A 20,286-nucleotide genomic window follows, 5' to 3' on the forward strand; every position below is an offset into this window, starting at 1 on the left:
GGGCCTAGTGTCTACTACCAATATTGCGAAAGATTGACAGGAAAGTCCAACACTACAGGGGATGAATTAAGGAGAGCTTATGCAGGGGGAATAAATGAGGATTAAAAGCGGGAAAAGTCTTACCGGTGAAGGCGTTGTCGCCCTCACCGGTAAGGTATTTATGCGAAATCAGACGTCGCTGGCACCAATAAGAGATTCAGGTTTGACCTGAACAGGCTTAGTTTTATATTTCGCCAGGAACTGAGGCTGGAAAATACACATGCGGATGGCGCTGCGATATTCGCCGTTCACAAAGAATTCCTGCTTCAGTTCGCCTTCAAGTTCAAATCCGAGTTTGCTGTAAATATGAATCGCCTTTTTATTTTCTTTGTCGACGATTAAATACAGCTTATAGAGGTTCAGAACGGAGAAGGCATAATCCATGGCCAGACGGACGGCATCACCGGCAAAGCCTTTACCCTGATGCTGCGGGTCGATGATTATCTGAAATTCCGCGCGGCGGTGAATATGATTAATTTCGACCAGTTCGACTAATCCGACCGGCCCGCCCTGGAATTCAATAATAAAGCGACGCTCGCTTTGGTTATGAATATGTTTGTTATAGAGATCTGTCAGTTCGACGAACGCCTCGTAAGGCTCTTCAAACCAGTAACGCATGATGCTGGCGTTATTATCAAGACGGTGAACAAACGACAGGTCATCCTTTTCCAGTGGACGTAATCTGACGCTGTTATTGCTAAACATGGGGTGTTCCTCAAAAAATCAAAAAGCCGTTTTACCTGAGGTAACCTTCGTGAATATGAGATCTGAAACAACCGTGTTTCAGATGAAGGTCGGCGCACAAACGACGTTTAAACGTGCGCCGGGATGGGCATTATATCGGGTGAAATGTAAACAAGTGTCAAATGACAGAAAATAAAAAACCGGCACGGGGCCGGTTTATAGTGAAATCATCGCGCTTAAGCAGATTAATCCGCCGCGTAACCCTGTTCAGGCAGTGGATTATTATCCAGTAGCGCCTTTCCATTTTGCAAGGACAAACGTCCTTCAACAAACCAGCTGACCACCAGCGGATAAATGCTGTGTTCCTGCGTTTGCACACGCGCCACCAGCTCTTCTTCAGTGTCTTCGGTAAACACCGGGACTTTCGCCTGCAATATGACAGGGCCACCATCGAGCTGCTCAGTGACAAAATGCACCGATGTGCCGTGCTCGGTATCCTGATTTTCAATCGCCTGGCGGTGAGTATGAAGACCCGGATATTTCGGCAACAGGGAAGGGTGGATGTTGATCATCCGTCCGGCAAAGCGCTGAACGAATTCTGCGGTGAGGATACGCATATACCCGGCGAGTACCACCAGATCAGGCCGGAATGTGTCGATGGCATCGGCCAGTGCGACATCAAACGCGGCGCGATCTTCGTAGGCTTTGACATCCAGCGCATGCGCAGGAATGTGGGCAGAACGGGCTCTTTCAAGCCCGTAAGCGGCGGATTTGTTGCTGAAAACAGCGCAGATTTCTGCGTTGATCCTTCCCTGCTGGCAGGCATCGATCAGGGCCTGTAAATTGCTTCCCTCGCCTGATACCAGAACCACAATCCTTTTCATTTCTATACCTGTCTTCAGTGAGTTGAATTACTGGATGACAACACGTTCAGCGGAGTCAGAGGCTTTAATGTAGCCAATTTTCCACGCTTTTTCGCCATTATCGTTCAGTAAAGCAATCGCCTGTTCAGCCAGCTCAGCCGGAAGTGCAACCAGCATGCCAACGCCACAGTTGAAGGTACGGTACATTTCGTGACGGCTGACGTTGCCGGCGGTTTGCAGCCATGTAAAGACATCCGGCCACTGCCAGCTTGATTCATCAATGATGACCTGAGTATTTTCAGGAAGAACGCGCGGAATATTTTCCCAGAAGCCGCCGCCGGTCAGGTGGACGATACCGTGCACCTCGACGTTTTCGATCAGATTCAGGATCGATTTCACGTAAATTTTGGTCGGTGCCAGCAGATGGTCGGCCAGCGATTTGCCTGCCAGAACGGTGGTTTCCGGATTGGTTTTGCTGACTTCCAGAATTTTGCGCACCAGCGAGTAGCCGTTGGAGTGCGGGCCACTCGCGGCCAGGCCGATCAGCACGTCGCCGTCAGCCACTTTGCTGCCGTCGATAATTTCTGATTTTTCCACCACGCCGACGCAGAAGCCCGCGACGTCGTAATCTTCGCCGTGGTACATCCCCGGCATTTCAGCGGTTTCGCCGCCAACTAACGCACAGCCGGACTGTTTACAGCCTTCTGCAATACCGGTGATCACGCTGGCGGCAGTGTCGACATCCAGTTTGCCGGTGGCGTAGTAATCGAGGAAGAACAGCGGTTCAGCGCCCTGAACGATCAAATCGTTGACGCACATCGCGACCAGGTCGATACCGATGGTATCGTGGCGTTTTAAATCCATCGCCAGACGCAGCTTGGTGCCAACGCCGTCGGTACCCGAAACCAGCACGGGTTCACGATATTTTTGCGGCAGCGCGCAGAGAGCACCAAAACCGCCCAATCCACCCATAACTTCCGGGCGACGGGTCTGTTTTACTACACCTTTAATGCGGTCTACCAATGCGTTACCGGCATCGATATCTACGCCTGCGTCTTTATAGCTGAGAGAGGTTTTGTCGGTCACTGCGAAGTCCCCACGGCGGTTTGGGTTGGTGGTTGAAAAATAATGCGCGGCAATTCTAACAGTGGAAGCAAACGTTTGCGAGCGCCTTATTGACTGTGTCTATCTATACTGATTTTAGAAGCCAATTAGAGAGCTTATCCAAAGTCACTCTGATTGCAGCAAGGCGGCAAACGCACGAATCCCGATGAGCTGACATGAGTCAGTGATTCGGGTGAGAAAGTGCAGCCAACACCGCAGCAGTTAGACTGACGAAGGATATGTTGATCCGGATCAGGCAATTGGCAGTGGCGTTCAAAAAAAATGGCGTTATAATCTCGCGATTTTTTTTTGCAGCCCAACCACCTTAGGAGAATAAACAATGAAGATCGTCGAGGTGAAACACCCGCTGGTGAAACACAAGCTGGGCCTGATGCGTGAAAATGACATCAGCACGAAACGTTTTCGCGAACTGGCTTCTGAGGTGGGTAGTCTTCTGACGTATGAAGCGACTGCCGATTTAGAAACTGAAAAAGTGACTATCGAAGGCTGGTGTGGTCCGGTTGAAATCGACCAGATCAAGGGCAAGAAAATTACCGTTGTGCCAATTCTGCGTGCCGGTCTGGGCATGATGGAAGGCGTACTGGAACACGTCCCGAGCGCGCGTATCAGCGTGGTGGGTGTGTACCGTGATGAAGAAACCCTGAAGCCTGTGCCGTATTTCCAGAAGCTGGTTTCTAACATCGAAGAACGTCTGGCGCTGGTGGTTGACCCGATGCTGGCAACCGGCGGTTCCATGATCGCAACCATCGACCTGCTGAAAAAAGCGGGCTGCCAGAGCATTAAAGTTCTGGTGCTGGTGGCGGCACCGGAAGGGATCGCCGCTCTCGAAGCTGCGCACCCGGACGTCGAGCTCTACACGGCCTCGGTGGATCAGGGACTCAACGAAAAGGGCTACATCATGCCGGGGCTCGGCGATGCGGGCGACAAGATATTTGGTACGAAGTAAGCGTTAAGCCGACTCATGAGTCGGCTTTTTTTTGGTTTTTAAAACACATAACACAACACCACACTTTAAGAGGATCACATCCATGACCCGTCGTGTCATCGGGGTAAGTGAGCGTCCGCCTTTACTGCAGACAATCCCCCTGAGTTTCCAGCATCTGTTTGCCATGTTTGGTGCCACCGTTCTGGTTCCCATTCTGTTCAAAATTAACCCGGCAACGGTGCTGCTGTTCAATGGCATAGGGACTTTGCTGTATTTATTTGTCTGTAAAGGGAAAATACCGGCGTATCTGGGTTCAAGCTTCGCGTTCATTTCACCGGTGCTGTTGCTGTTGCCGATGGGGTATGAAGTGGCGCTGGGCGGATTTATTGCCTGCGGTTTACTGTTCTGCCTGGTGGCGCTGATTGTTAAGAGAGCCGGGATTGGCTGGATTAACGTGATGTTCCCGCCCGCAGCGATGGGCGCAATCGTTGCCGTCATCGGGCTGGAGCTGGCCGGTGTGGCTGCCAATATGGCCGGTTTGCTGCCGGCTGACGGCGTACCGGTGGATTCCAAAACGATCATCATCTCTCTGGTGACGCTGTCGGTGACGATCCTTGGTTCCGTGCTCTTTCGCGGTTTCCTGGCGATTATCCCGATCCTCATCGGCGTGCTGGTAGGTTATGCGCTGTCCTTCTTTATGGGCGTTGTGGATGTTTCTGCGATTGAAAACGCGCACTGGTTTGCTCTGCCAACTTTCTATACACCGCGTTTCGAATGGGTAGCGATCCTGACCATTTTGCCTGCGGCGCTGGTGGTTATTGCCGAGCATGTCGGGCATTTAGTCGTGACGGCGAACATCGTGAAAAAAGATTTGCTGCGTGATCCGGGCCTGCACCGTTCGATGCTGGCTAACGGCCTTTCTACCGTGTTGTCCGGTTTCTTCGGTTCTACTCCCAATACCACATACGGCGAAAATATCGGCGTGATGGCGATCACCAAGGTTTACAGCACCTGGGTGATTGGTGGTGCGGCGATTCTGGCGATCCTGCTTTCCTGCATCGGGAAACTGGCGGCGGCAATTCAGGCCGTTCCGGTTCCGGTAATGGGCGGCGTTTCCTTGCTGTTGTATGGCGTGATTGGCGCATCCGGTATCCGCGTACTGATTGAATCTAAAGTCGATTACAACAAGGCACAGAACCTGATCCTGACTGCGGTGATCCTCATCATCGGCGTCAGCGGCGCGAAGATCCACATCGGTGCGGCGGAGCTGAAAGGCATGGCGCTGGCCACGATCGTGGGTATCTTCCTGAGTCTGTTGTTCAAAGTGATCGAGATTTTCCGCGGCGAAGAACAGATCATTGATATCGATGACGAGAGGGAAAATCCGCCAGTCTGAGGGGGATCATTTCTGACCGGTTTGCCAGCGCGCAACCGGTCAGGTGCTCGGATCGCAAGCGGTTGCACCGGGCACAGTTCATTTCACCGCGGATCCTTGCTAGAATTCGGCAGTTCCTTTTATTGACGTGACAACATCTGCGGTCTTCATACCGCTTTGGTTGAGGTGCTTCTGAATACGCCGGCACAGCTTTCCCTGCCACTTTATCTGCCCGATGATGAGACTTTTGCCAGTTTTCATCCGGGGGAAAACTCTTCTCTGCTTTCTGCGATTCAGACCGCATTGCATCAGGAACACGGCACGTATATCTATTTTTGGTCCCGCGAAGGCGGTGGCCGCAGCCATCTTTTACACGCAGCCTGCGCCGAATTATCGCAACGCGGTGAAGCCGTGGGTTATGTGCCTTTAGACAAGCGCGCTTATTTCGTCCCTGAAGTGCTGGACGGCATGGAGCATCTGGCGCTGGTTTGTATTGATAACATCGAAGGGATTGCCGGAGATGATGAATGGGAAGCGGCCGTTTTCCATCTTTATAACCGCATTCTCGAAACCGGTCGCACGCGCCTGTTTATTACCGGCGATCGTCCTCCGCGTCAGCTGAATCTCAGCCTGCCGGATCTCGCTTCCCGTCTCGACTGGGGGCAAATCTACAAACTCCAGCCGCTTTCCGATGATGAAAAACTTCAGGCATTACAGTTGCGCGCCAAGCTGCGCGGTTTTGAATTGCCGGAAGACGTGGGGCGTTTCCTGTTAAAACGCCTGGATCGCGAAATGCGGACATTGTTCATGACGTTGGATCAGCTCGATCGCGCGTCCATCACGGCGCAGCGGAAACTCACGATCCCGTTTGTGAAAGAAATTCTGGGGCTGTAAATCAGGGTTGTAAATCGGAGAAGTTCCGGGTTCGTGTGGCGAACCCGAATTTGACGCGGGGAATTACAAAATCTCTTTCACCTGTTCCGGTGGCCGGCCTAAACGCGCTTTGCCGTTGGCGATCACAATCGGACGTTCAATCAGTTTCGGGTTTTCCACCATCGCCTGCAAAAGCTGAGCTTCACTCAGGTTTTTATCGGCCAGATTCAATGTTTTATAAATTTCCTCGCCTTTACGGATTAATTCCCGCGCAGAGCTGAATCCCAGCTTTTTCAGCAAACCTTGCAACGTTTTGACAGACGGAGGTGTGTCCAGATACAGGATCACTTCCGGTGTAATACCTTCATCTTCCAGCAGTTTCAACGTTTCGCGGCTCTTTGAGCAGCGCGGATTGTGATAAATCGCAACTTCATCTGACATAACTTTCTCCCTGATAGATTCAGACATCAGCCTTTCTGATACTGGCGGAAACGCCCCTGTAACTGGCGGAGCTGATCAATACGTGCGTCGTAGCGGGCCTGCTCGAGGCTGCCTAATTTCTGCAATGCACTGGCATTACTCAGCATTTCAATCGCCTGATCCAGGCGCCCGACCAGCGCCATACTTTCAGCGCGCGCGGCCAGTTCCTGCGCACGCAAGCCTTGCGCGGCAGCAGCCTGAGACAATAAATCCCAGCCGTTCGGGTCGCCCGGATAATTGAACGTATAACGGTTAAGGATTTTCATGGCGTTGGCCGGTTTCGCACCTTCCAGATAGGCGTTTGCCAGGTTCAGCTGCAAAACAGGGTTGGAACTGGTCGCCGCACCGGCCTGCTCCAGACGGGCGATCGCCTGTGGAGCGCGTTTGCTGTCGATGTCATTATCGGTGGACAAATCGAGCAACCATTCGTTGCCCGGATAGGTCGTCAGCAGCGGCTCAAGAATGGCGCGCGCCTGATCGAATTTTTTCGCTTTATAGAACAGCAATGCGTGGCCATATTTCGCCGCCAGCTGCTCGCGGACATTGCCGTTACTCAGCTTTTGCAGATAGTCATCGGAAAGCGGATAGCTTTCTGAGCCGTACATCCCGAGAATACGCACCTTCGCCATCACGTAGTCCTGTGACGACTGGACAAACAGGTGCGGCATCTGGTTGGCGCGGTTACGGATATCGGCCAGACGGCTGTCCGGCAACGGGTGCGTCAGCAACATTTCCGGCGGACGCGTCGAATAACTGGCCTGATCGGCAAGCTTTTGCAGGAATGCAGGCATGGCCTGCGGATCAAAGCCGGAACGCTGCAACACCTGGATCCCGATGCGGTCGGCTTCCTGTTCGTTGGCCTGCGTGAAGCTGATCATCCCCTGCGCGGTTCCGGCCAGCGTGCCGGTCAGCGCCGCCATGCCCATTTGCGGGCTGGCCATTGCCAGAAGAATCGAACCGAGTGCGCCAACCCACGTCAGCGGCGCGTTACGCTGCTGATCTTCCATCGCACGCGCCAGATGGCGTTGCGTGACGTGAGAAATTTCGTGCGCCATCACCGAAGCCAGCTGGCTTTCGTTATCGGTATACCGGAACAGCGAGGAGTGAAGCACCACGTTGCCGCCGAAGAAGGCAAAGGCGTTCAGCTCATCGTTATTGACGATAAAGAAATGGAAAGGCGTGCGGACGGAATACGCGTGGGCGACCAGACGTTGGCCGAGCGCATTAATGTATTGATTCAGCAGCGGATCGTTAATCAGCGGCGTACTGGCGCGCATCTGACGGACGTAAAAATCGCCCATCTGCAGTTCCTGATTAATACTGAGCGTCCCGCCTGCGGTGGTGCCGATGTCGGGAAGCTGATCGCTCGACACGGGCGCTGACGGTGAACGGGTATTTTGGGATGAAGAACCAACGGGCGTCGACCAGAATGAACTGTCGTCGGCTCCTGCGGGGAGGACTGTGCCAGTGAACAGGCTGCCCAGGCACAGGGCGATCACCGTTTTTTTCAACCGCATTACCATAAACATTTGCTTCCCAATAAGTTAACCGCGATGCCGATAAGCATTAAGAGCCTTTCATCCATGAACTGTTGGTCACACCATTATTTTGTGACGCTTTTCTTTGCGCCGGTCTCTATAGTAGCTATCCTCGTGAGAGTTTAAAACACTCCGCAGCTACAGTTGTGTGACAACGAGATTTGAAGATAGTTACTTGTGTCTGAGCGCGCAGGGAACGAACAGCGCAAACCCGTCAGACCCGGAATTTACAGGAGTGTTCTCACGATGTTGGACATGTTATTGCAATGGTATCGCCGCCGCTTTACTGACCCGCAGGCCATCGCGCTGCTGGCTATTCTGGTGGCGGGTTTTTGTATTCTTTATTTTCTCAACGGCATTCTGGCACCGCTTTTAGTGGCGATTGTGCTGGCGTATTTACTGGAATGGCCGACGGTACGGCTGCAACACGTCGGGCTGTCGCGCACGCTGGCGGTCAGCGTGGTGCTGATTATATTTGCCGGGATTTTACTGCTCGGCATGTTTGTGGTGGCGCCGGTGACGTGGCAGCAGGGCGTCAATTTGCTGGCCGATTTGCCAAGTATGCTTAACCGTTTCTATGATTTTGCCGCCACATTGCCTAAACGTTATCCGGCGCTGGTGGATGCGGGCATCATCGATATGATGGCCGAAAACCTGCGCAGCAAGCTGTCAGGGCTAGGCGAATCCGTAGTGAAATATTCACTGGCGTCGCTGGTCGGTTTACTGACGCTGGCGATCTACCTGATTCTGGTGCCGATGATGGTGTTCTTTTTGCTCAAGGATAAAGAGCAGATGCTGAACGCTGTGCGCCGTATTTTGCCCCGCGACCGCGGTCTGGCAGGGCAAGTGTGGGCAGAGATGAATCAGCAAATCACCAATTATATCCGCGGAAAAGTGCTGGAAATGATCATCGTGGGTGTGGCGACCTATCTGGTGTTTGTGGTTATGGATTTGCGTTATTCGCTCTTACTTGCTGTGCTGGTGGGCGTATCGGTTCTGATCCCCTACATCGGCGCGATGCTGGTAACCATTCCGGTGGTCATTGTGGCGATGTTCCAGTGGGGTCTTGGCGCGGATTTCTGGACGTTGATTGTGGCGTATCTGGTGGTTCAGGGATTAGACGGCAACGTTATCGTGCCGCTGTTGTTCTCGGAAGCTGTAAATCTGCATCCGCTGGTGATTATTCTTTCGGTGGTGGTATTCGGCGGACTGTGGGGATTCTGGGGTGTGTTCTTTGCGATACCGCTGGCCACACTGGTCAAGGCCGTGGTTCACGTCTGGCCGGATGAATCCCTGAACGAAACCGTCTGAAAGGGCGTTACATGTTGGTTTAGCAGCAATAAAAAAAGCGCGTCTGCGCTTTTTTATTTTCCACTACCGTAAGCCAACTTTGTGATGGTGCGAAGGTTACCGGTTGGCTCAATTGCCGTTGAGGTAAGCCATCACAATGTCGTGGTGGTTGGTAGTTTTGAAGTCGTCGAAGACTTTCTCAACGTTGCCATTCCCGTCGAGCAGGAAGCTGATGCGATGGATGCCGTCGTAGGTTTTCCCCATAAAGGATTTTTCACCCCAGACGCCAAACTGTTCGCAAACCTGATGATCTTCATCGGACAGCAATGTGAAGTTCAGCAGTTCTTTTTCTGCGAAGCGTGACAGTTTTTCTGGCTTATCAGTGCTGATCCCCAGCACTTCAACGCCTGCGCTTTTCAACTGATCCATGTTGTCGCGAAGACCACAAGCCTGCACGGTGCAGCCCGGCGTCATCGCTTTAGGGTAGAAATAGACCAGGACTTTCTGTCCCTGGAAGTCGGCCAGATTAATTTGTTCACCATCTTGATCGGGCAAACTAAATTGCGGCGCAGGGTCACCGGCTTTCAGTGGGCTCATTGTCTTTCTCCGTATCTCTTAGCTGTTACTGCAGTTTATCTTCATTCTCAGAATAACTAACGACGTTAATACTGCCTTGCGCTTTCAGTTCTGTACATAGCTGATGGAACGCTTGCTCAATAATTGCCGGGTCGGTATTGGCGGCACTGTGCGCGGTCATCTGAATAGATAACTGCGCAGGCGTGGTCGCATCGGCCGGACGTGTTTTTGACGCAAGTTCGGCGATATTCATCTGATGTGTATCGAATAAATCAGTAAAACGCTCAATCAGATGAGGGGAGTCTTTAACATCCACTTTTACCCAAACCGTCGCAGGCATCGGCGGGCGTTCATGTGCGCTGGTACGCTTCATCACGATCAATAATTCCAGTTCAGCGCCTTTCTGCGGCAGGGTGGATTCAATCAGCGTGATGGCATTCCAGCTGCCGGAAAGCAGCATAATAAACGTAAATTCATCGCCGAGCATCGCCAGACGGCTGTCTTCGATATTACAGCCGCAACTGCTGACCTGACGGGTGATGGTGTTCACGATACCCGGACGATCGGCACCTAATGCGGTAATAACCAGATAATGTTGTTGTGGCTGCGGCAAATTGTGTCTTCCTGTCGTGCTTGGGAGTATTCCCAAGGTAAACATAAAAAAAACCGCCGGACAAGCGCTTACCGCTCGTTGTTTGCTTGCTTTGCAGTGGTGTCAAAAGTACCATGAGTGACCTGTTTGTGGAGGGGAAGGTCAATGTTTACGGGAAGTATTGTTGCACTGGTTACGCCGATGGACACCAAAGGTGCTGTCGATCGCGCGAGTCTGAAAAAACTGATTGATTATCATGTGTCCAGTGGTACTGCGGCGATCGTTTCCGTTGGCACGACCGGTGAGTCGGCAACGTTAAGCCATGAAGAGCACGGTGACGTGGTTCTTCAGACGCTGGAACTGGCCGATGGGCGCATTCCTGTTATCGCCGGGACCGGGGCAAATGCCACCGCTGAAGCGATTTCTCTTACACAACGCTTTGAAAATAGTGGCGTTATTGGCTGCCTGACAGTCACTCCCTATTACAACCGCCCGACGCAGGAAGGCCTGTATCAGCATTTCAAAGCGATTGCTGAAAACACGTCTCTGCCGCAAATTCTCTATAACGTGCCTTCACGTACCGGCTGCGATATGTTGCCGCCGACCATCGCGCGTTTAGCAAAATTGAAGAATATTGTTGCTGTTAAAGAGGCAACAGGGAACTTAAGTCGTGTTAGTCAGATCCAAGTGCTGGTTGATGATGAAGATTTCATTCTGCTGAGCGGCGATGACGCCAGCGGTCTGGACTTTATGCAACTCGGCGGCAAGGGCGTCATTTCCGTCACTGCCAACGTAGCTGCCCGTGAAATGGCTCAACTGTGTGAGCTGGCGGCCTCCGGTAACTTTGCCGAAGCGCGTCGCCTGAATCAGCGCCTGATGCCGTTGCATCAGCATTTGTTTGTAGAAGCAAACCCAATCCCGGTGAAATGGGCCTGTAAGGCACTGGGTTTGATGGCAACCGATACTCTGCGTCTGCCTATGACGCCGTTAACAGATGCTGCCCGTCCGGTCGTGGAAGAAGCATTAAAAAGCGCCGGTTTGCTGTAACTCTTAGGAAGATTTGATGGCCTCTTTATTTGACAAGAATAGTTTCCAGATGACCCATTTGCAGAAGTCTGCCGTAGCAAAAGTGGTCGGGGTTTCCCTGATTATGTTGCTGGCCGCTTGTTCAAGCGATCAACGTTATAAGCGCCAGGTAAGCGGCGATGAAGCTTATCTGGATGCCCCTGCGCTGCATGATCTGAAAGCGCCAGCGGGCATGATTTTACCGGTTCAGAACGGTACGTATGAAATTCAGGCCGGTTCAATGCAGGGCGCTGTCGGCAAACAACTCGACATTCGTCCGCCGTCCCAGCCGCTGGCCTTACTGAACGGTTCTCAGACCCAGTTCTCTGGCGACAGCAGCACCGTACTGTTGGAAAACACGCCGCAAAACCGCGACCTGTGGAACAGCGTAGTGAAAGCCGTTGAGCAAAATAATTACAAAATTGCTAACCGCGATGATGCTAACCAGACTCTGACCACTGATTTCGTTAACTGGAATCGTGCCGATGAAGACTTCCAGTATCAGGGCCGTTATCAGATCAGCGTGAAACAGCAGAGCTACCAGTTAGCGCTGACCGTGAAAACGCTTGAGCTGAAACAGCAGGATAAGGCGGTCACAACCACAGCTGAAATCCAGCGTTACAACAGCCAGATGATGAACACCATCACGGCGAATCTGGATAAAGTGCAGCAGGATACTCAGGCACGCCTCGACAACCGTCGTGTGGGTGAGATTGATGTCCAGAGCGGCGCGGATGATACCGGTTTACCGGTGCTGATCGTTCGTTCAACGTACGGCGTAGTGTGGGATCGCCTGCCGAATGCCCTGGCGAAAGCTGGCATGAAAGTCACCGACAGCAGCCGTCCGCAGGGCACCTTGTCCGTGACCTACAAACCACTAAACGACGACGCGTGGCAGACACTGGGTGCGAAAGATCCGGGCCTCACTTCCGGTGATTACAAACTTCAGGTCGGCGACCTCGATAACCGTAGTAGCTTGCAGTTCCTTGATCCGAAAGGACATGCTCTCAGCCAGTCGCAAAACGACGCGATGGTGGCGGTCATGCAGGCCGCGTTTAGCCAGAGCAGCGCAAAATAATACCAAGGGGCTCCGGCCCCTTTTTACATCTGTTTTTTCCACTGGAGTAAGTAAAGATGCAAAAGTTAGCTGAGTTGTATCGCGGCAAGGCGAAAACCGTCTACACCACCGAAAACCCGGACCTGCTGGTACTGGAGTTCCGTAACGATACGTCAGCACTGGATGGTCAGCGTATTGAGCAGTTCGACCGTAAAGGGTTGGTTAACAACAAATTTAACCATTTCATCATGGCTAAGCTGGAAGAAGCGGGTATCCCAACGCAAATGGAACGCCTGTTGTCTGACACCGAAGTGCTGGTGAAAAAACTGGATATGGTCCCGGTTGAATGCGTTATCCGTAACCGTGCTGCGGGTTCGCTGGTAAAACGTCTGGGCATTGAAGAAGGTCTGGAACTGAACCCGCCGTTGTTCGATCTGTTCCTGAAAAACGACGCGATGCACGACCCGATGGTCAATGAGTCCTACTGCAAGACCTTTGGCTGGGTAAACGAGGAAAACCTCGCGCGCATGAAAGAGCTGAGCTACAAAGCGAACGACGTTCTGAGCAAACTGTTTGACGATGCAGGTCTGATCCTGGTCGACTTCAAACTGGAGTTCGGTCTGTTCAACGGTGAAGTTGTACTGGGTGATGAATTCTCCCCGGACGGCAGCCGCCTGTGGGATAAAGAAACCCTGAACAAAATGGATAAAGACCGTTACCGCCAGAGCCTCGGTGGCCTGATCGAAGCGTACGAAGAAGTTGCGCATCGCATCGGTGTAAAACTGGACTAAGCGACCGCTATTTTTTTAGCGGGGCTGCGCAATCGTTTACGCGGTGCAGCCCGGTGTTCAACGGGTGATGAAAATCATCACCCGCTCTTTTCTTTACGTTTTATTTTCCCTTTTCCGCACTGTTTTATTTCATTTAAATATTCCTCGCCTAAAATTACGTCCCTTCGCAGATGGTATTAATCGTGTGCGCTGGCTAGTCTTTAAAAAAACAGTCTGGAGGTGGGGTATGCGTTGGCAAGGGCGTCGCGAAAGCGACAATGTAGAAGACAGACGCGGAGAAGGAGCTAACGGCGGGCCGGGAATGGGCGGTGGCGGAATGCGCCTGCCTATCCGTGGCAAAAGCGGCATTGTGATTATTATCGTCGTACTGGTGGCCGGTTATTACGGCATCGACCTGACGCCGCTGATTGACGGCGGTCAGTCCGGCGACATACAGCGTCAGACGCAATCGCAATCCATCAGCCCGAAAGATGACGAGCAGGCGAAATTCACGTCCGTGATCCTCGCGTCAACAGAAGACACCTGGAAAGAAATATTTCAGAAAGAGGGGATGACCTACCGCGAGCCAAAACTGGTGATGTACCGCGGCGCAACCCGAACCGGGTGTGGCACCGGTCAGTCGGTCATGGGGCCTTTTTATTGCCCGGCGGACAGCACGGTTTACATCGATCTTTCTTTCTATCAGGATTTGCAGAATAAGCTCGGCGCGGGCGGCGATTTTGCGCAGGGTTATGTGGTCGCGCACGAAGTCGGTCACCATGTGCAAAACCTTCTGGGCACCGAGCGTAAAGTTCGTCAGATGCAGCAGGGCGCTTCGCAAACTGTGGTGAATCAGCTTTCCGTAAAAATGGAACTTCAGGCCGACTGTTACGCCGGTGTCTGGGGCCACGCGATGCAGCAGCAAAACGTGCTTGAAGAAGGCGATTTAAAAGAAGCGCTGGATGCCGCGCAGGCGATCGGCGATGACCGTTTGCAACAGCAAAGCCAGGGGCGCGTCGTGCCGGACAGCTTTACGCACGGCACGTCTCAACAACGCTACACCTGGTTTAAACGCGGGTTCGACACCGGGAATCCTGACCAGTGCAACACCTTCGCCAGCCGCTGATTAAGTGAGAATAAGCTCTGGTCTGCCAGTAAAAACTGTTCAATAATCAATGTCCGACTTTGAGAGGCTCACTGAGCCTCTCTTTCATCTGCATGTTGAACCGCTGGGAACGTCATGGCTTTTCTCGATCCAACCCTTTTAATTCTGCTCGTTTTTGCCGGTCTCGGAATTATCAGTCACAACAGTGCCGTCACTATCGCAATGTTTTTTCTCCTGACGGTGCGCATTACACCGCTCAATAATTTCTTTCCGTGGATTGAAAAATACGGCCTTACTATCGGCATTATTATTTTAACCATCGGGGTGATGGCACCGATTGCCAGCGGCAAAATCAGCGCCAGTACCGTGGTTCACTCTTTCTTCCACTGGAAATCCATTCTGGCGATCCTGGTGGGCGTGCTGGTGTCATGGCTGGGCGGACGCGGTTTGACGCTGATGGGCAGTCAGCCGCATCTGGTGGCGGGTCTGCTGGTCGGGACGGTGCTGGGCGTGGCGATGTTTAAAGGCGTTCCGGTCGGGCCGCTGATTGCGGCAGGTCTGCTGTCGATGCTGGTGGGAAAAACCTGAGCGGTAACCCATGGATATTGCGCTAAAAAATACCCTGCAACAGCAGATGCTTGAACAGGGCGTTCGCCGTCTGCTGGTTTTCAGCGGCGAGGCCGCGTGGTGTGCCGCACAGGCCGAGCAGTTCGCGCAAGGGCAACCTGGCGACTGGGTGTGGGTCAGCGAAAATTCCCCGGCAGGCGCGCAGTCTGTGACTTTTTCTGCGGTACACACGTTGCTGGGACAGGAAAAACTGCACGGCATATTCGACGCGCGAACCGGGCTGAATGCCGACGCGCTGGCGGTGTTTTCCGGCATTCTGAAAGCGGGAAGCTGGCTTATTTTACTGGTGCCGGAATGGGATGAGTGGCCGCAGCGTCCTGATGCCGACAGTCTGCGCTGGAGCGAACAGCCGCAGGCGATCCCGGCTCCGCGTTTTATCCAACGTTTTCAAACCTTACTGCGTCGCCATCCGGAAATTTCCGTGTGTCGCCAGAATGCGCCTTTAGCCATTCCACCTTTATCGCCCGCCGTTGCGTGGACACCGCCCGACGGCCAGCCAACGCCTCAGCAGCATCTGATTTTACAACAGCTGCTGAGCGCGGACTCCGGCGTCTGGGTGCTGACGGCACCGCGCGGTCGCGGCAAATCAACGCTGGCCGGTATGCTCGCCAGCCGCTGGCCGGGCATCTGCCGGATTACCGCGCCGGGTAAAGCGTCCGCAAATCAAATCCTCAGTCATCTTCCGGAATCGGCCTGTTTTATCGCACCGGATGCCTTGCTTGCATTATGTGACGCCGGGCCGGTGACGGACGCCGACTGGCTGATAATCGATGAAGCGGCGGCGATCCCCGCACCGATGCTGTCGGCGCTGATCGCGTCGTTTCCCCGCGTTTTACTTTCCACCACGGTTCAGGGCTATGAAGGCACAGGCCGCGGTTTTCTGCTGAAATTCTGCGCCTCGCTGCCGCACTGGCATGATTTACGTCTGACCGAACCGGTCCGCTGGTCCGCAGGCGACCTGCTGGAGCCGTCCATCAGCGAGTTATTGCTGTTTTCGGAAGAAATTCCCGCCGGAGATGCCACGACAGCAACGTCCGAAATATTCTCCATCGATGCCGGCGACTGGCTGCGTGAACCTGCGCTTTTGCAGCAGTTTTACGGTTTACTGACCAGCGCACACTACCGCACCTCGCCGCTGGATTTACGCCGCCTGCTCGATGCACCTGGCATGATTTTCAGTGCCGCCCGGCAGAAAAGCACGCTGACCGGTGCGCTGTGGCTGGTGAAAGAGGGTGGGCTGAGTGCGGAACTGGCGCATGAAGTCTGGGCCGGAAGGCGGCGTCCGCGCGGGAACCTGGTCGCACAATCTCTTGCTGCGCACGCCGGTTTCCCGCAGGCGGCGGTTTTGCGTTCGCGCCGCATCAGCCGTATTGCTGTTCATCCGGCGTTCCGGCGTCAGGGAATTGCCAGCGAGTTGCTGATGCAGCAAAAACACAGCGCGCAGCAACAGAGGCTGGATTTTATGTCGGTCAGTTTCGGGTATACCGATGAACTCGCCGCGTTGTGGCAGCAGGCCGGTTTTCGTCTGGTCCGCGTGAGTTCGCAGAAAGAGGCCAGCAGCGGATGTTACGCCGCGATGGCGCTGTTACCGTTAAGCGATGCCGGAAAGGCGCTGACGGATGCCGCAGAGTCGCAGCTCAACCGTGACTGGCGCTGGCTGGCACCGCAGATTGACCGCCAGCTGCCGCTCCCGTTAACGGGCGGTTTATCATTAGATGAAGCCGACTGGCGCGAACTGGCCGGATTTGCGTTTGCGCACCGGCCGCTGGAAAGCAGTTTACCGGCGCTGAACCGCCTCTTACTGCAACTTTCCCTGCCGCTGGTCGCCCTGCGCGCTTACCTGCAACAGGGGAAAAGTGTCGCCGGCATTGTGCAGATGCTGCGGCTGAATGGCCGGAAAGACCTGCTGGTCCGCTGGCGTCAGGAAACGGCGCAGGCGCTGAAAGCCACGGATGCGACGGCGTGTGAAATTTGGCGTCGGCGGGCAATTTCCCTGCACACTGGCGATTAAATCAACGGTTTTATTGCAAAAAATGGAAAGACTCGTTCAATAAAACCCGATTTCACTGACCGGCGGGCGGCGTATAGTAAGGCCATTAACCTACAACGGGAGAAATTCATGAGCTCAGAACAGATTATTGTCCAGCAACCGGAAGAAAGAGCTAACCAGCTGATTTTACTGTTTCATGGCGTGGGCGATAACCCGATTTCCATGGGTGAGATCGGCAAGTTTTTTGCGCTTTCTTTTCCACAGGCGCAGGTTATCAGCGTCGGCAGCCCGGACATCTGTGATTTTGGCCGTGGCTTCCAGTGGTTCTCCGTGCAGGGCGTGACGGAGCAAAACCGTCAGCCGCGTGTCGACGCGGCGATGCCCGCATTCGTCGAAATTGTCCGCGACTGGCAGCAGAAAACCGGCGTGCCGCCGGAACATACCACGCTGATTGGTTTTTCTCAGGGGACCATCATGGCGCTGGAATCCACCAAAGTGGAAGAACATCTGGCTTCGCGCATTGTGGCTTTCAGCGGACGTTTCTCCGTCCTGCCGGAAAAACCGATTTCTGCCGGTACGGTGGTGCATTTTATTCACGGTGAACAGGATCCGGTGATTAACCCGTTCCAGTCAAAAAGTGCCGCTGAGCGCCTCAAATCATTAGGCTGCGATTGCACCCTGAATCTTCAGCCGGGCATGGGCCACGGGCTGGATTCACACATGATCAATACCGCGATTGCGCATTTGAAAAACTACGAACCGAAGTCTCATCAGCACTGATTTTTACCCGTAAAAAAGCCCCCGCCTGTTGATCAGTTGGGGGCTTTTTTATTGAAATCACAGAGGTTTATTTGCGGTTATGACGCAGGAAGTCATCCATGAAGTTGGTCAGTTTCTCTGCCGCTGGCAGTGAAAGCGCGTTGTAGATTGAGGCGCGGATCCCGCCAATGGCGCGATGCCCCGCCAGACCTGAGAAACCGGCTTCATGGCTTTCTGCCAGGAATTTTTGCTCCAGCGTTTCATCCGGGAGTTTAAACGCCACGTTCATTTGTGAACGGTCTTCCTTGCTGCTCCAGCCTTTGTAAAAACCGTCGCTGTTATCAAGCATCGCATACAGCAATTCGGCTTTATGGCGGTTGGTTTGGGCCATATTTTCCAGACCGCCTACGTCATTGAGCAGCCAGCGGGTGACCAGCAGAACCACGTAAATCGCAAAAACTGGTGGCGTATTCAGGTTGGAATGGGATTCAACCTGACGACGGTAGTTGAGGAATGTCGGCAGTTCGTCGGAGGAGGCTTTCACCACGGTGTCATGCACCAGCACAATCGTCACACCGGCCGGGCCGATGTTTTTCTGGGCATGGGCGTAAATCACCGAGAATTTATTAGCATCGCACGGTTTAGACAGGAAATCAGAGGACATATCGCAGACGCGAGGCACATCATCGCGGCCCACAACGCGCTGGAATTGCAGCCCTTCCACGGTTTCGTTCGAAACGTAATGCAGATACGGCGCGTCCGGTGAAAAATCCAGCTCGCCATCAGATGGCAGACGGTTAAAACCACAGGACTCACCGCTCCACAGCACTTTTACCGGGCCTTCGCGACGCGCTTCGGTCACAACCTTGCTGCTCCAGTAACCGGTATCCAGATATTCAGCCGCATGTTTCTGGCCGCGAAGTAACGTCATCGGCACCATGGAAAACTGCTGCGTGGCGCCGCCTTGCAGAAACAGAATATGGAAATCCTGAGACAAGCCGAGCAGGGTACGGATGTTATTTTCCGTTTCTTCGACGACGGCAGCGAACCAGTCTGAGCGGTGGCTGATCCCGAGGATCGACAGGCCAACCTCCGGCACTTCTTTGATGGCGGCCTCGACCTGCGCCAGAACCGTTTCCGGCAATGCGCCGGGACCACCAGAGAAATTCAGGGCGTTACGTGAAATCATGTTTATTCTTGTCCTGTTAGCGCATCAGCGGAAGTGTCGGCGTGCGCAAAGGCACGGGATAACAGCAACTCGCGGCATGCTGTTTTAACTTTATTCATATGGATTTGTTTGTGCGGGAACATGACTTCCAGATCCATGGCGTGAACCACCATTGCCGGATCAATTTCAAAGACCAGCAACGAGCCGTCGGGCGCTTCGCTGCAATCAATCCCGACATAATCGAGTTGGGTTGTGTCATAAATGGCCTTCAGCGCGACGTGGTGGCGCGCGGCGAATTCGTGGAAATTCGTCAGGAAAGCCGCTTCTTCTTCACGTTTTTTGTGATCTTCATACATCGCCGCGTTGACGTAATGCACCATCCAGTGCGACGAAATAGCCATATGGCAGGCGTAAGGTTTACCGTCGATCAGCGATATACGGTATTTACGGAACTGGCCGTCCGCGTTGCTGTAATCGATGAATTTCGACAGGAAATAATCTTCAACGCCAACGCGCGCAAGGTAATCCGCCAGTTCGTCCTGCCGGGTGATTTTCTCCAGACCGTGGCCACCGTGCGAACCTGCGGGGCGCAGGATAACCGGGAAATCACTGCCCGGTAACGCATCGCTCAGCGTCATTTGCCCGCTTGCGACCGCAGTAAGCAGGGCGTGCGTCACCGGATACGCCTGCGCGATGGTGAGCCCCGGTTTGTTTTGTAAAACGCGGCTGGCGATGTGGCGTTCTGAATGAGGAATGTACTCGGGAGCGTTGATCACCGGCACCGGCCACTGGCGGGTCAAGGTTTCCAGTTGTTGCAACAGGAACAGATTTTCGGTGGTCGCGCTGATGCCAATCATCAGCAGGTCATGTTCAGGAATGGGCGCTTCAAACGGTGCTTCCGGCGTGATGTAGTAATAAATCAGGTCGATGTCGCTGTTTTCCAGGAGACAGTCGAGGGGCACGTTGGCGGACAGCGTACCGGGCACCATCAGCATCAGTAAACGCAGTTTTGCCGGTTTTTGCACAGCGCTGAGGGTATAAACCTGCTGCATCGCCAGCGCCTGATTCTGGATAGTCAGGCCAAGATCGGTGCGTTGCAGGCACAGCATCACCGTGGAAAGGTTCATCCACAAAATGGCATCATCAGGATTTTGCTGCGCACGTGTGACCAGTTCCTGCGCGATCGCGGTGCACTCGTCACCGGCTATGCTCATGCGTAAAAATGGAGCAAGCCCCAGAAATTGCGTGGCGTCGGCTGTCGCCTGCTCTGGTGTCGGGGTTGTTAAAGTTGGCAAAGGACTCGTCTCTCCGTACGTCAGTTTCACGTCACATGATACTGGCCGGAGAGAGAGTCAATCGGCGGAGAATCGCTACATAATCCGCCG

The 20,286-nt window shown here is 53.6% G+C and carries 19 protein-coding genes and 1 pseudogene; 11 read left to right on the forward strand and 9 right to left on the reverse strand.

All coding sequences use genetic code 11. The features are described 5' to 3' along the window. Window positions 1–168: 168 nt before the first annotated feature. The 3 genes from speG to purM all read right to left on the reverse strand — a co-directional run bounded on the left by speG (window position 169) and on the right by purM (window position 2,672). On the reverse strand, window positions 169–744 hold the full coding sequence (speG, locus tag J8X26_RS00855) for a spermidine N1-acetyltransferase (RefSeq protein WP_208949919.1): 576 nt from the start codon (window positions 742–744) through the stop codon (window positions 169–171). Between the two features lie 224 nt (window positions 745–968). After that, window positions 969–1,607 carry a phosphoribosylglycinamide formyltransferase gene (gene purN / locus J8X26_RS00860; RefSeq protein ID WP_208949920.1) on the reverse strand — a complete coding sequence of 213 codons (639 nt, stop codon included), beginning with the start codon at window positions 1,605–1,607 and terminating at the stop codon, window positions 969–971. Window positions 1,608–1,634: 27 nt separating this feature from the next. Then, window positions 1,635–2,672 carry a phosphoribosylformylglycinamidine cyclo-ligase gene (gene purM / locus J8X26_RS00865; RefSeq protein ID WP_165059354.1) on the reverse strand — a complete coding sequence of 346 codons (1,038 nt, stop codon included), beginning with the start codon at window positions 2,670–2,672 and terminating at the stop codon, window positions 1,635–1,637. A gap of 358 nt (window positions 2,673–3,030) precedes the next feature. Between purM and upp the strand changes: the two genes are divergently transcribed. The 3 genes from upp (at window position 3,031) to hda (ending at window position 5,905) form a co-directional block, all read left to right on the forward strand. Beyond that, complete coding sequence (gene upp, locus J8X26_RS00870) at window positions 3,031–3,657, forward strand: uracil phosphoribosyltransferase (RefSeq protein WP_104922995.1); 627 nt, start codon at window positions 3,031–3,033, stop codon at window positions 3,655–3,657. 82 nt (window positions 3,658–3,739) lie between these two features. Further along, window positions 3,740–5,032, forward strand: coding sequence for a uracil permease (gene uraA, locus J8X26_RS00875; RefSeq protein WP_208949921.1), 1,293 nt, complete (start codon window positions 3,740–3,742; stop codon window positions 5,030–5,032). A 165-nt stretch (window positions 5,033–5,197) separates the two neighbouring features. After that, window positions 5,198–5,905: a DnaA inactivator Hda gene (hda, locus tag J8X26_RS00880; protein ID WP_152328029.1), complete on the forward strand. Its 708-nt coding sequence runs from the start codon at window positions 5,198–5,200 to the stop codon at window positions 5,903–5,905. 63 nt (window positions 5,906–5,968) lie between these two features. Here hda and arsC read toward each other — a convergent pair whose 3' ends face one another. Then, the gene (gene arsC / locus J8X26_RS00885) at window positions 5,969–6,325 is read right to left on the reverse strand and encodes an arsenate reductase (glutaredoxin) (protein ID WP_152327938.1); all 357 of its coding nucleotides are present in this window, start codon (window positions 6,323–6,325) and stop codon (window positions 5,969–5,971) included. A gap of 26 nt (window positions 6,326–6,351) precedes the next feature. Continuing rightward, window positions 6,352–7,728 (reverse strand): annotated as a pseudogene (locus J8X26_RS00890) (M48 family metalloprotease); the annotation flags it as partial. Window positions 7,729–8,148: 420 nt separating this feature from the next. On the opposite strand from J8X26_RS00890, the gene J8X26_RS00895 reads away from it, so the two are divergent. Next, a complete protein-coding gene (locus tag J8X26_RS00895) occupies window positions 8,149–9,213 on the forward strand; it encodes an AI-2E family transporter (protein WP_152327940.1) in 1,065 nt (354 codons plus the stop codon). Between the two features lie 108 nt (window positions 9,214–9,321). Here J8X26_RS00895 and bcp read toward each other — a convergent pair whose 3' ends face one another. Both bcp and J8X26_RS00905 read right to left on the reverse strand, forming a co-directional pair. After that, on the reverse strand, window positions 9,322–9,789 hold the full coding sequence (gene bcp, locus J8X26_RS00900; protein WP_165059358.1) for a thioredoxin-dependent thiol peroxidase: 468 nt from the start codon (window positions 9,787–9,789) through the stop codon (window positions 9,322–9,324). 25 nt (window positions 9,790–9,814) lie between these two features. After that, window positions 9,815–10,381, reverse strand: coding sequence for a glycine cleavage system transcriptional repressor (locus J8X26_RS00905; RefSeq protein ID WP_152327942.1), 567 nt, complete (start codon window positions 10,379–10,381; stop codon window positions 9,815–9,817). 144 nt (window positions 10,382–10,525) lie between these two features. On the opposite strand from J8X26_RS00905, the gene dapA reads away from it, so the two are divergent. The 7 genes from dapA (at window position 10,526) to ypfH (ending at window position 17,754) form a co-directional block, all read left to right on the forward strand. Beyond that, window positions 10,526–11,407, forward strand: coding sequence for a 4-hydroxy-tetrahydrodipicolinate synthase (gene dapA / locus J8X26_RS00910; protein ID WP_165059360.1), 882 nt, complete (start codon window positions 10,526–10,528; stop codon window positions 11,405–11,407). Window positions 11,408–11,423: 16 nt separating this feature from the next. After that, window positions 11,424–12,503 carry an outer membrane protein assembly factor BamC gene (gene bamC / locus J8X26_RS00915; protein WP_152327944.1) on the forward strand — a complete coding sequence of 360 codons (1,080 nt, stop codon included), beginning with the start codon at window positions 11,424–11,426 and terminating at the stop codon, window positions 12,501–12,503. Between the two features lie 56 nt (window positions 12,504–12,559). Continuing rightward, window positions 12,560–13,273: a phosphoribosylaminoimidazolesuccinocarboxamide synthase gene (purC, locus tag J8X26_RS00920; RefSeq protein ID WP_047608889.1), complete on the forward strand. Its 714-nt coding sequence runs from the start codon at window positions 12,560–12,562 to the stop codon at window positions 13,271–13,273. Window positions 13,274–13,499: 226 nt separating this feature from the next. Continuing rightward, window positions 13,500–14,378, forward strand: coding sequence for a neutral zinc metallopeptidase (locus J8X26_RS00925; RefSeq protein ID WP_165059364.1), 879 nt, complete (start codon window positions 13,500–13,502; stop codon window positions 14,376–14,378). 114 nt (window positions 14,379–14,492) lie between these two features. Beyond that, a complete protein-coding gene (locus J8X26_RS00930) occupies window positions 14,493–14,945 on the forward strand; it encodes a DUF441 domain-containing protein (RefSeq protein WP_101075569.1) in 453 nt (150 codons plus the stop codon). Between the two features lie 10 nt (window positions 14,946–14,955). Then, the gene (locus tag J8X26_RS00935) at window positions 14,956–16,995 is read left to right on the forward strand and encodes a tRNA(Met) cytidine acetyltransferase TmcA (RefSeq protein ID WP_208949922.1); all 2,040 of its coding nucleotides are present in this window, start codon (window positions 14,956–14,958) and stop codon (window positions 16,993–16,995) included. 108 nt (window positions 16,996–17,103) lie between these two features. Beyond that, window positions 17,104–17,754 carry an esterase gene (gene ypfH / locus J8X26_RS00940; RefSeq protein ID WP_152327947.1) on the forward strand — a complete coding sequence of 217 codons (651 nt, stop codon included), beginning with the start codon at window positions 17,104–17,106 and terminating at the stop codon, window positions 17,752–17,754. A 67-nt stretch (window positions 17,755–17,821) separates the two neighbouring features. Here ypfH and J8X26_RS00945 read toward each other — a convergent pair whose 3' ends face one another. Both J8X26_RS00945 and J8X26_RS00950 read right to left on the reverse strand, forming a co-directional pair. Further along, window positions 17,822–18,922 carry a phosphoserine transaminase gene (locus tag J8X26_RS00945; RefSeq protein ID WP_208949923.1) on the reverse strand — a complete coding sequence of 367 codons (1,101 nt, stop codon included), beginning with the start codon at window positions 18,920–18,922 and terminating at the stop codon, window positions 17,822–17,824. Between the two features lie 2 nt (window positions 18,923–18,924). Then, window positions 18,925–20,196 carry a RimK family alpha-L-glutamate ligase gene (locus J8X26_RS00950; RefSeq protein WP_152327949.1) on the reverse strand — a complete coding sequence of 424 codons (1,272 nt, stop codon included), beginning with the start codon at window positions 20,194–20,196 and terminating at the stop codon, window positions 18,925–18,927. Between the last annotated feature and the right edge of the window lie 90 nt (window positions 20,197–20,286).

The organism is Rahnella sp. ChDrAdgB13 (assembly GCF_017655185.1).
GTDB classification, from domain to species: domain Bacteria; phylum Pseudomonadota; class Gammaproteobacteria; order Enterobacterales; family Enterobacteriaceae; genus Rahnella; species Rahnella contaminans.

Coding starts and splice junctions, on each gene's coding strand:
- speG (WP_208949919.1), bottom strand. CDS start 744: ATGTTTAGCAATAACAGCGTCAGATTACGTCCACTGGAAAAGGATGAC.
- purN (WP_208949920.1), bottom strand. CDS start 1,607: ATGAAAAGGATTGTGGTTCTGGTATCAGGCGAGGGAAGCAATTTACAG.
- upp (WP_104922995.1), top strand. CDS start 3,031: ATGAAGATCGTCGAGGTGAAACACCCGCTGGTGAAACACAAGCTGGGC.
- uraA (WP_208949921.1), top strand. CDS start 3,740: ATGACCCGTCGTGTCATCGGGGTAAGTGAGCGTCCGCCTTTACTGCAG.
- arsC (WP_152327938.1), bottom strand. CDS start 6,325: ATGTCAGATGAAGTTGCGATTTATCACAATCCGCGCTGCTCAAAGAGC.
- J8X26_RS00895 (WP_152327940.1), top strand. CDS start 8,149: ATGTTGGACATGTTATTGCAATGGTATCGCCGCCGCTTTACTGACCCG.
- bcp (WP_165059358.1), bottom strand. CDS start 9,789: ATGAGCCCACTGAAAGCCGGTGACCCTGCGCCGCAATTTAGTTTGCCC.
- dapA (WP_165059360.1), top strand. CDS start 10,526: ATGTTTACGGGAAGTATTGTTGCACTGGTTACGCCGATGGACACCAAA.
- bamC (WP_152327944.1), top strand. CDS start 11,424: ATGGCCTCTTTATTTGACAAGAATAGTTTCCAGATGACCCATTTGCAG.
- purC (WP_047608889.1), top strand. CDS start 12,560: ATGCAAAAGTTAGCTGAGTTGTATCGCGGCAAGGCGAAAACCGTCTAC.
- J8X26_RS00925 (WP_165059364.1), top strand. CDS start 13,500: ATGCGTTGGCAAGGGCGTCGCGAAAGCGACAATGTAGAAGACAGACGC.
- J8X26_RS00930 (WP_101075569.1), top strand. CDS start 14,493: ATGGCTTTTCTCGATCCAACCCTTTTAATTCTGCTCGTTTTTGCCGGT.
- J8X26_RS00935 (WP_208949922.1), top strand. CDS start 14,956: ATGGATATTGCGCTAAAAAATACCCTGCAACAGCAGATGCTTGAACAG.
- ypfH (WP_152327947.1), top strand. CDS start 17,104: ATGAGCTCAGAACAGATTATTGTCCAGCAACCGGAAGAAAGAGCTAAC.
- J8X26_RS00945 (WP_208949923.1), bottom strand. CDS start 18,922: ATGATTTCACGTAACGCCCTGAATTTCTCTGGTGGTCCCGGCGCATTG.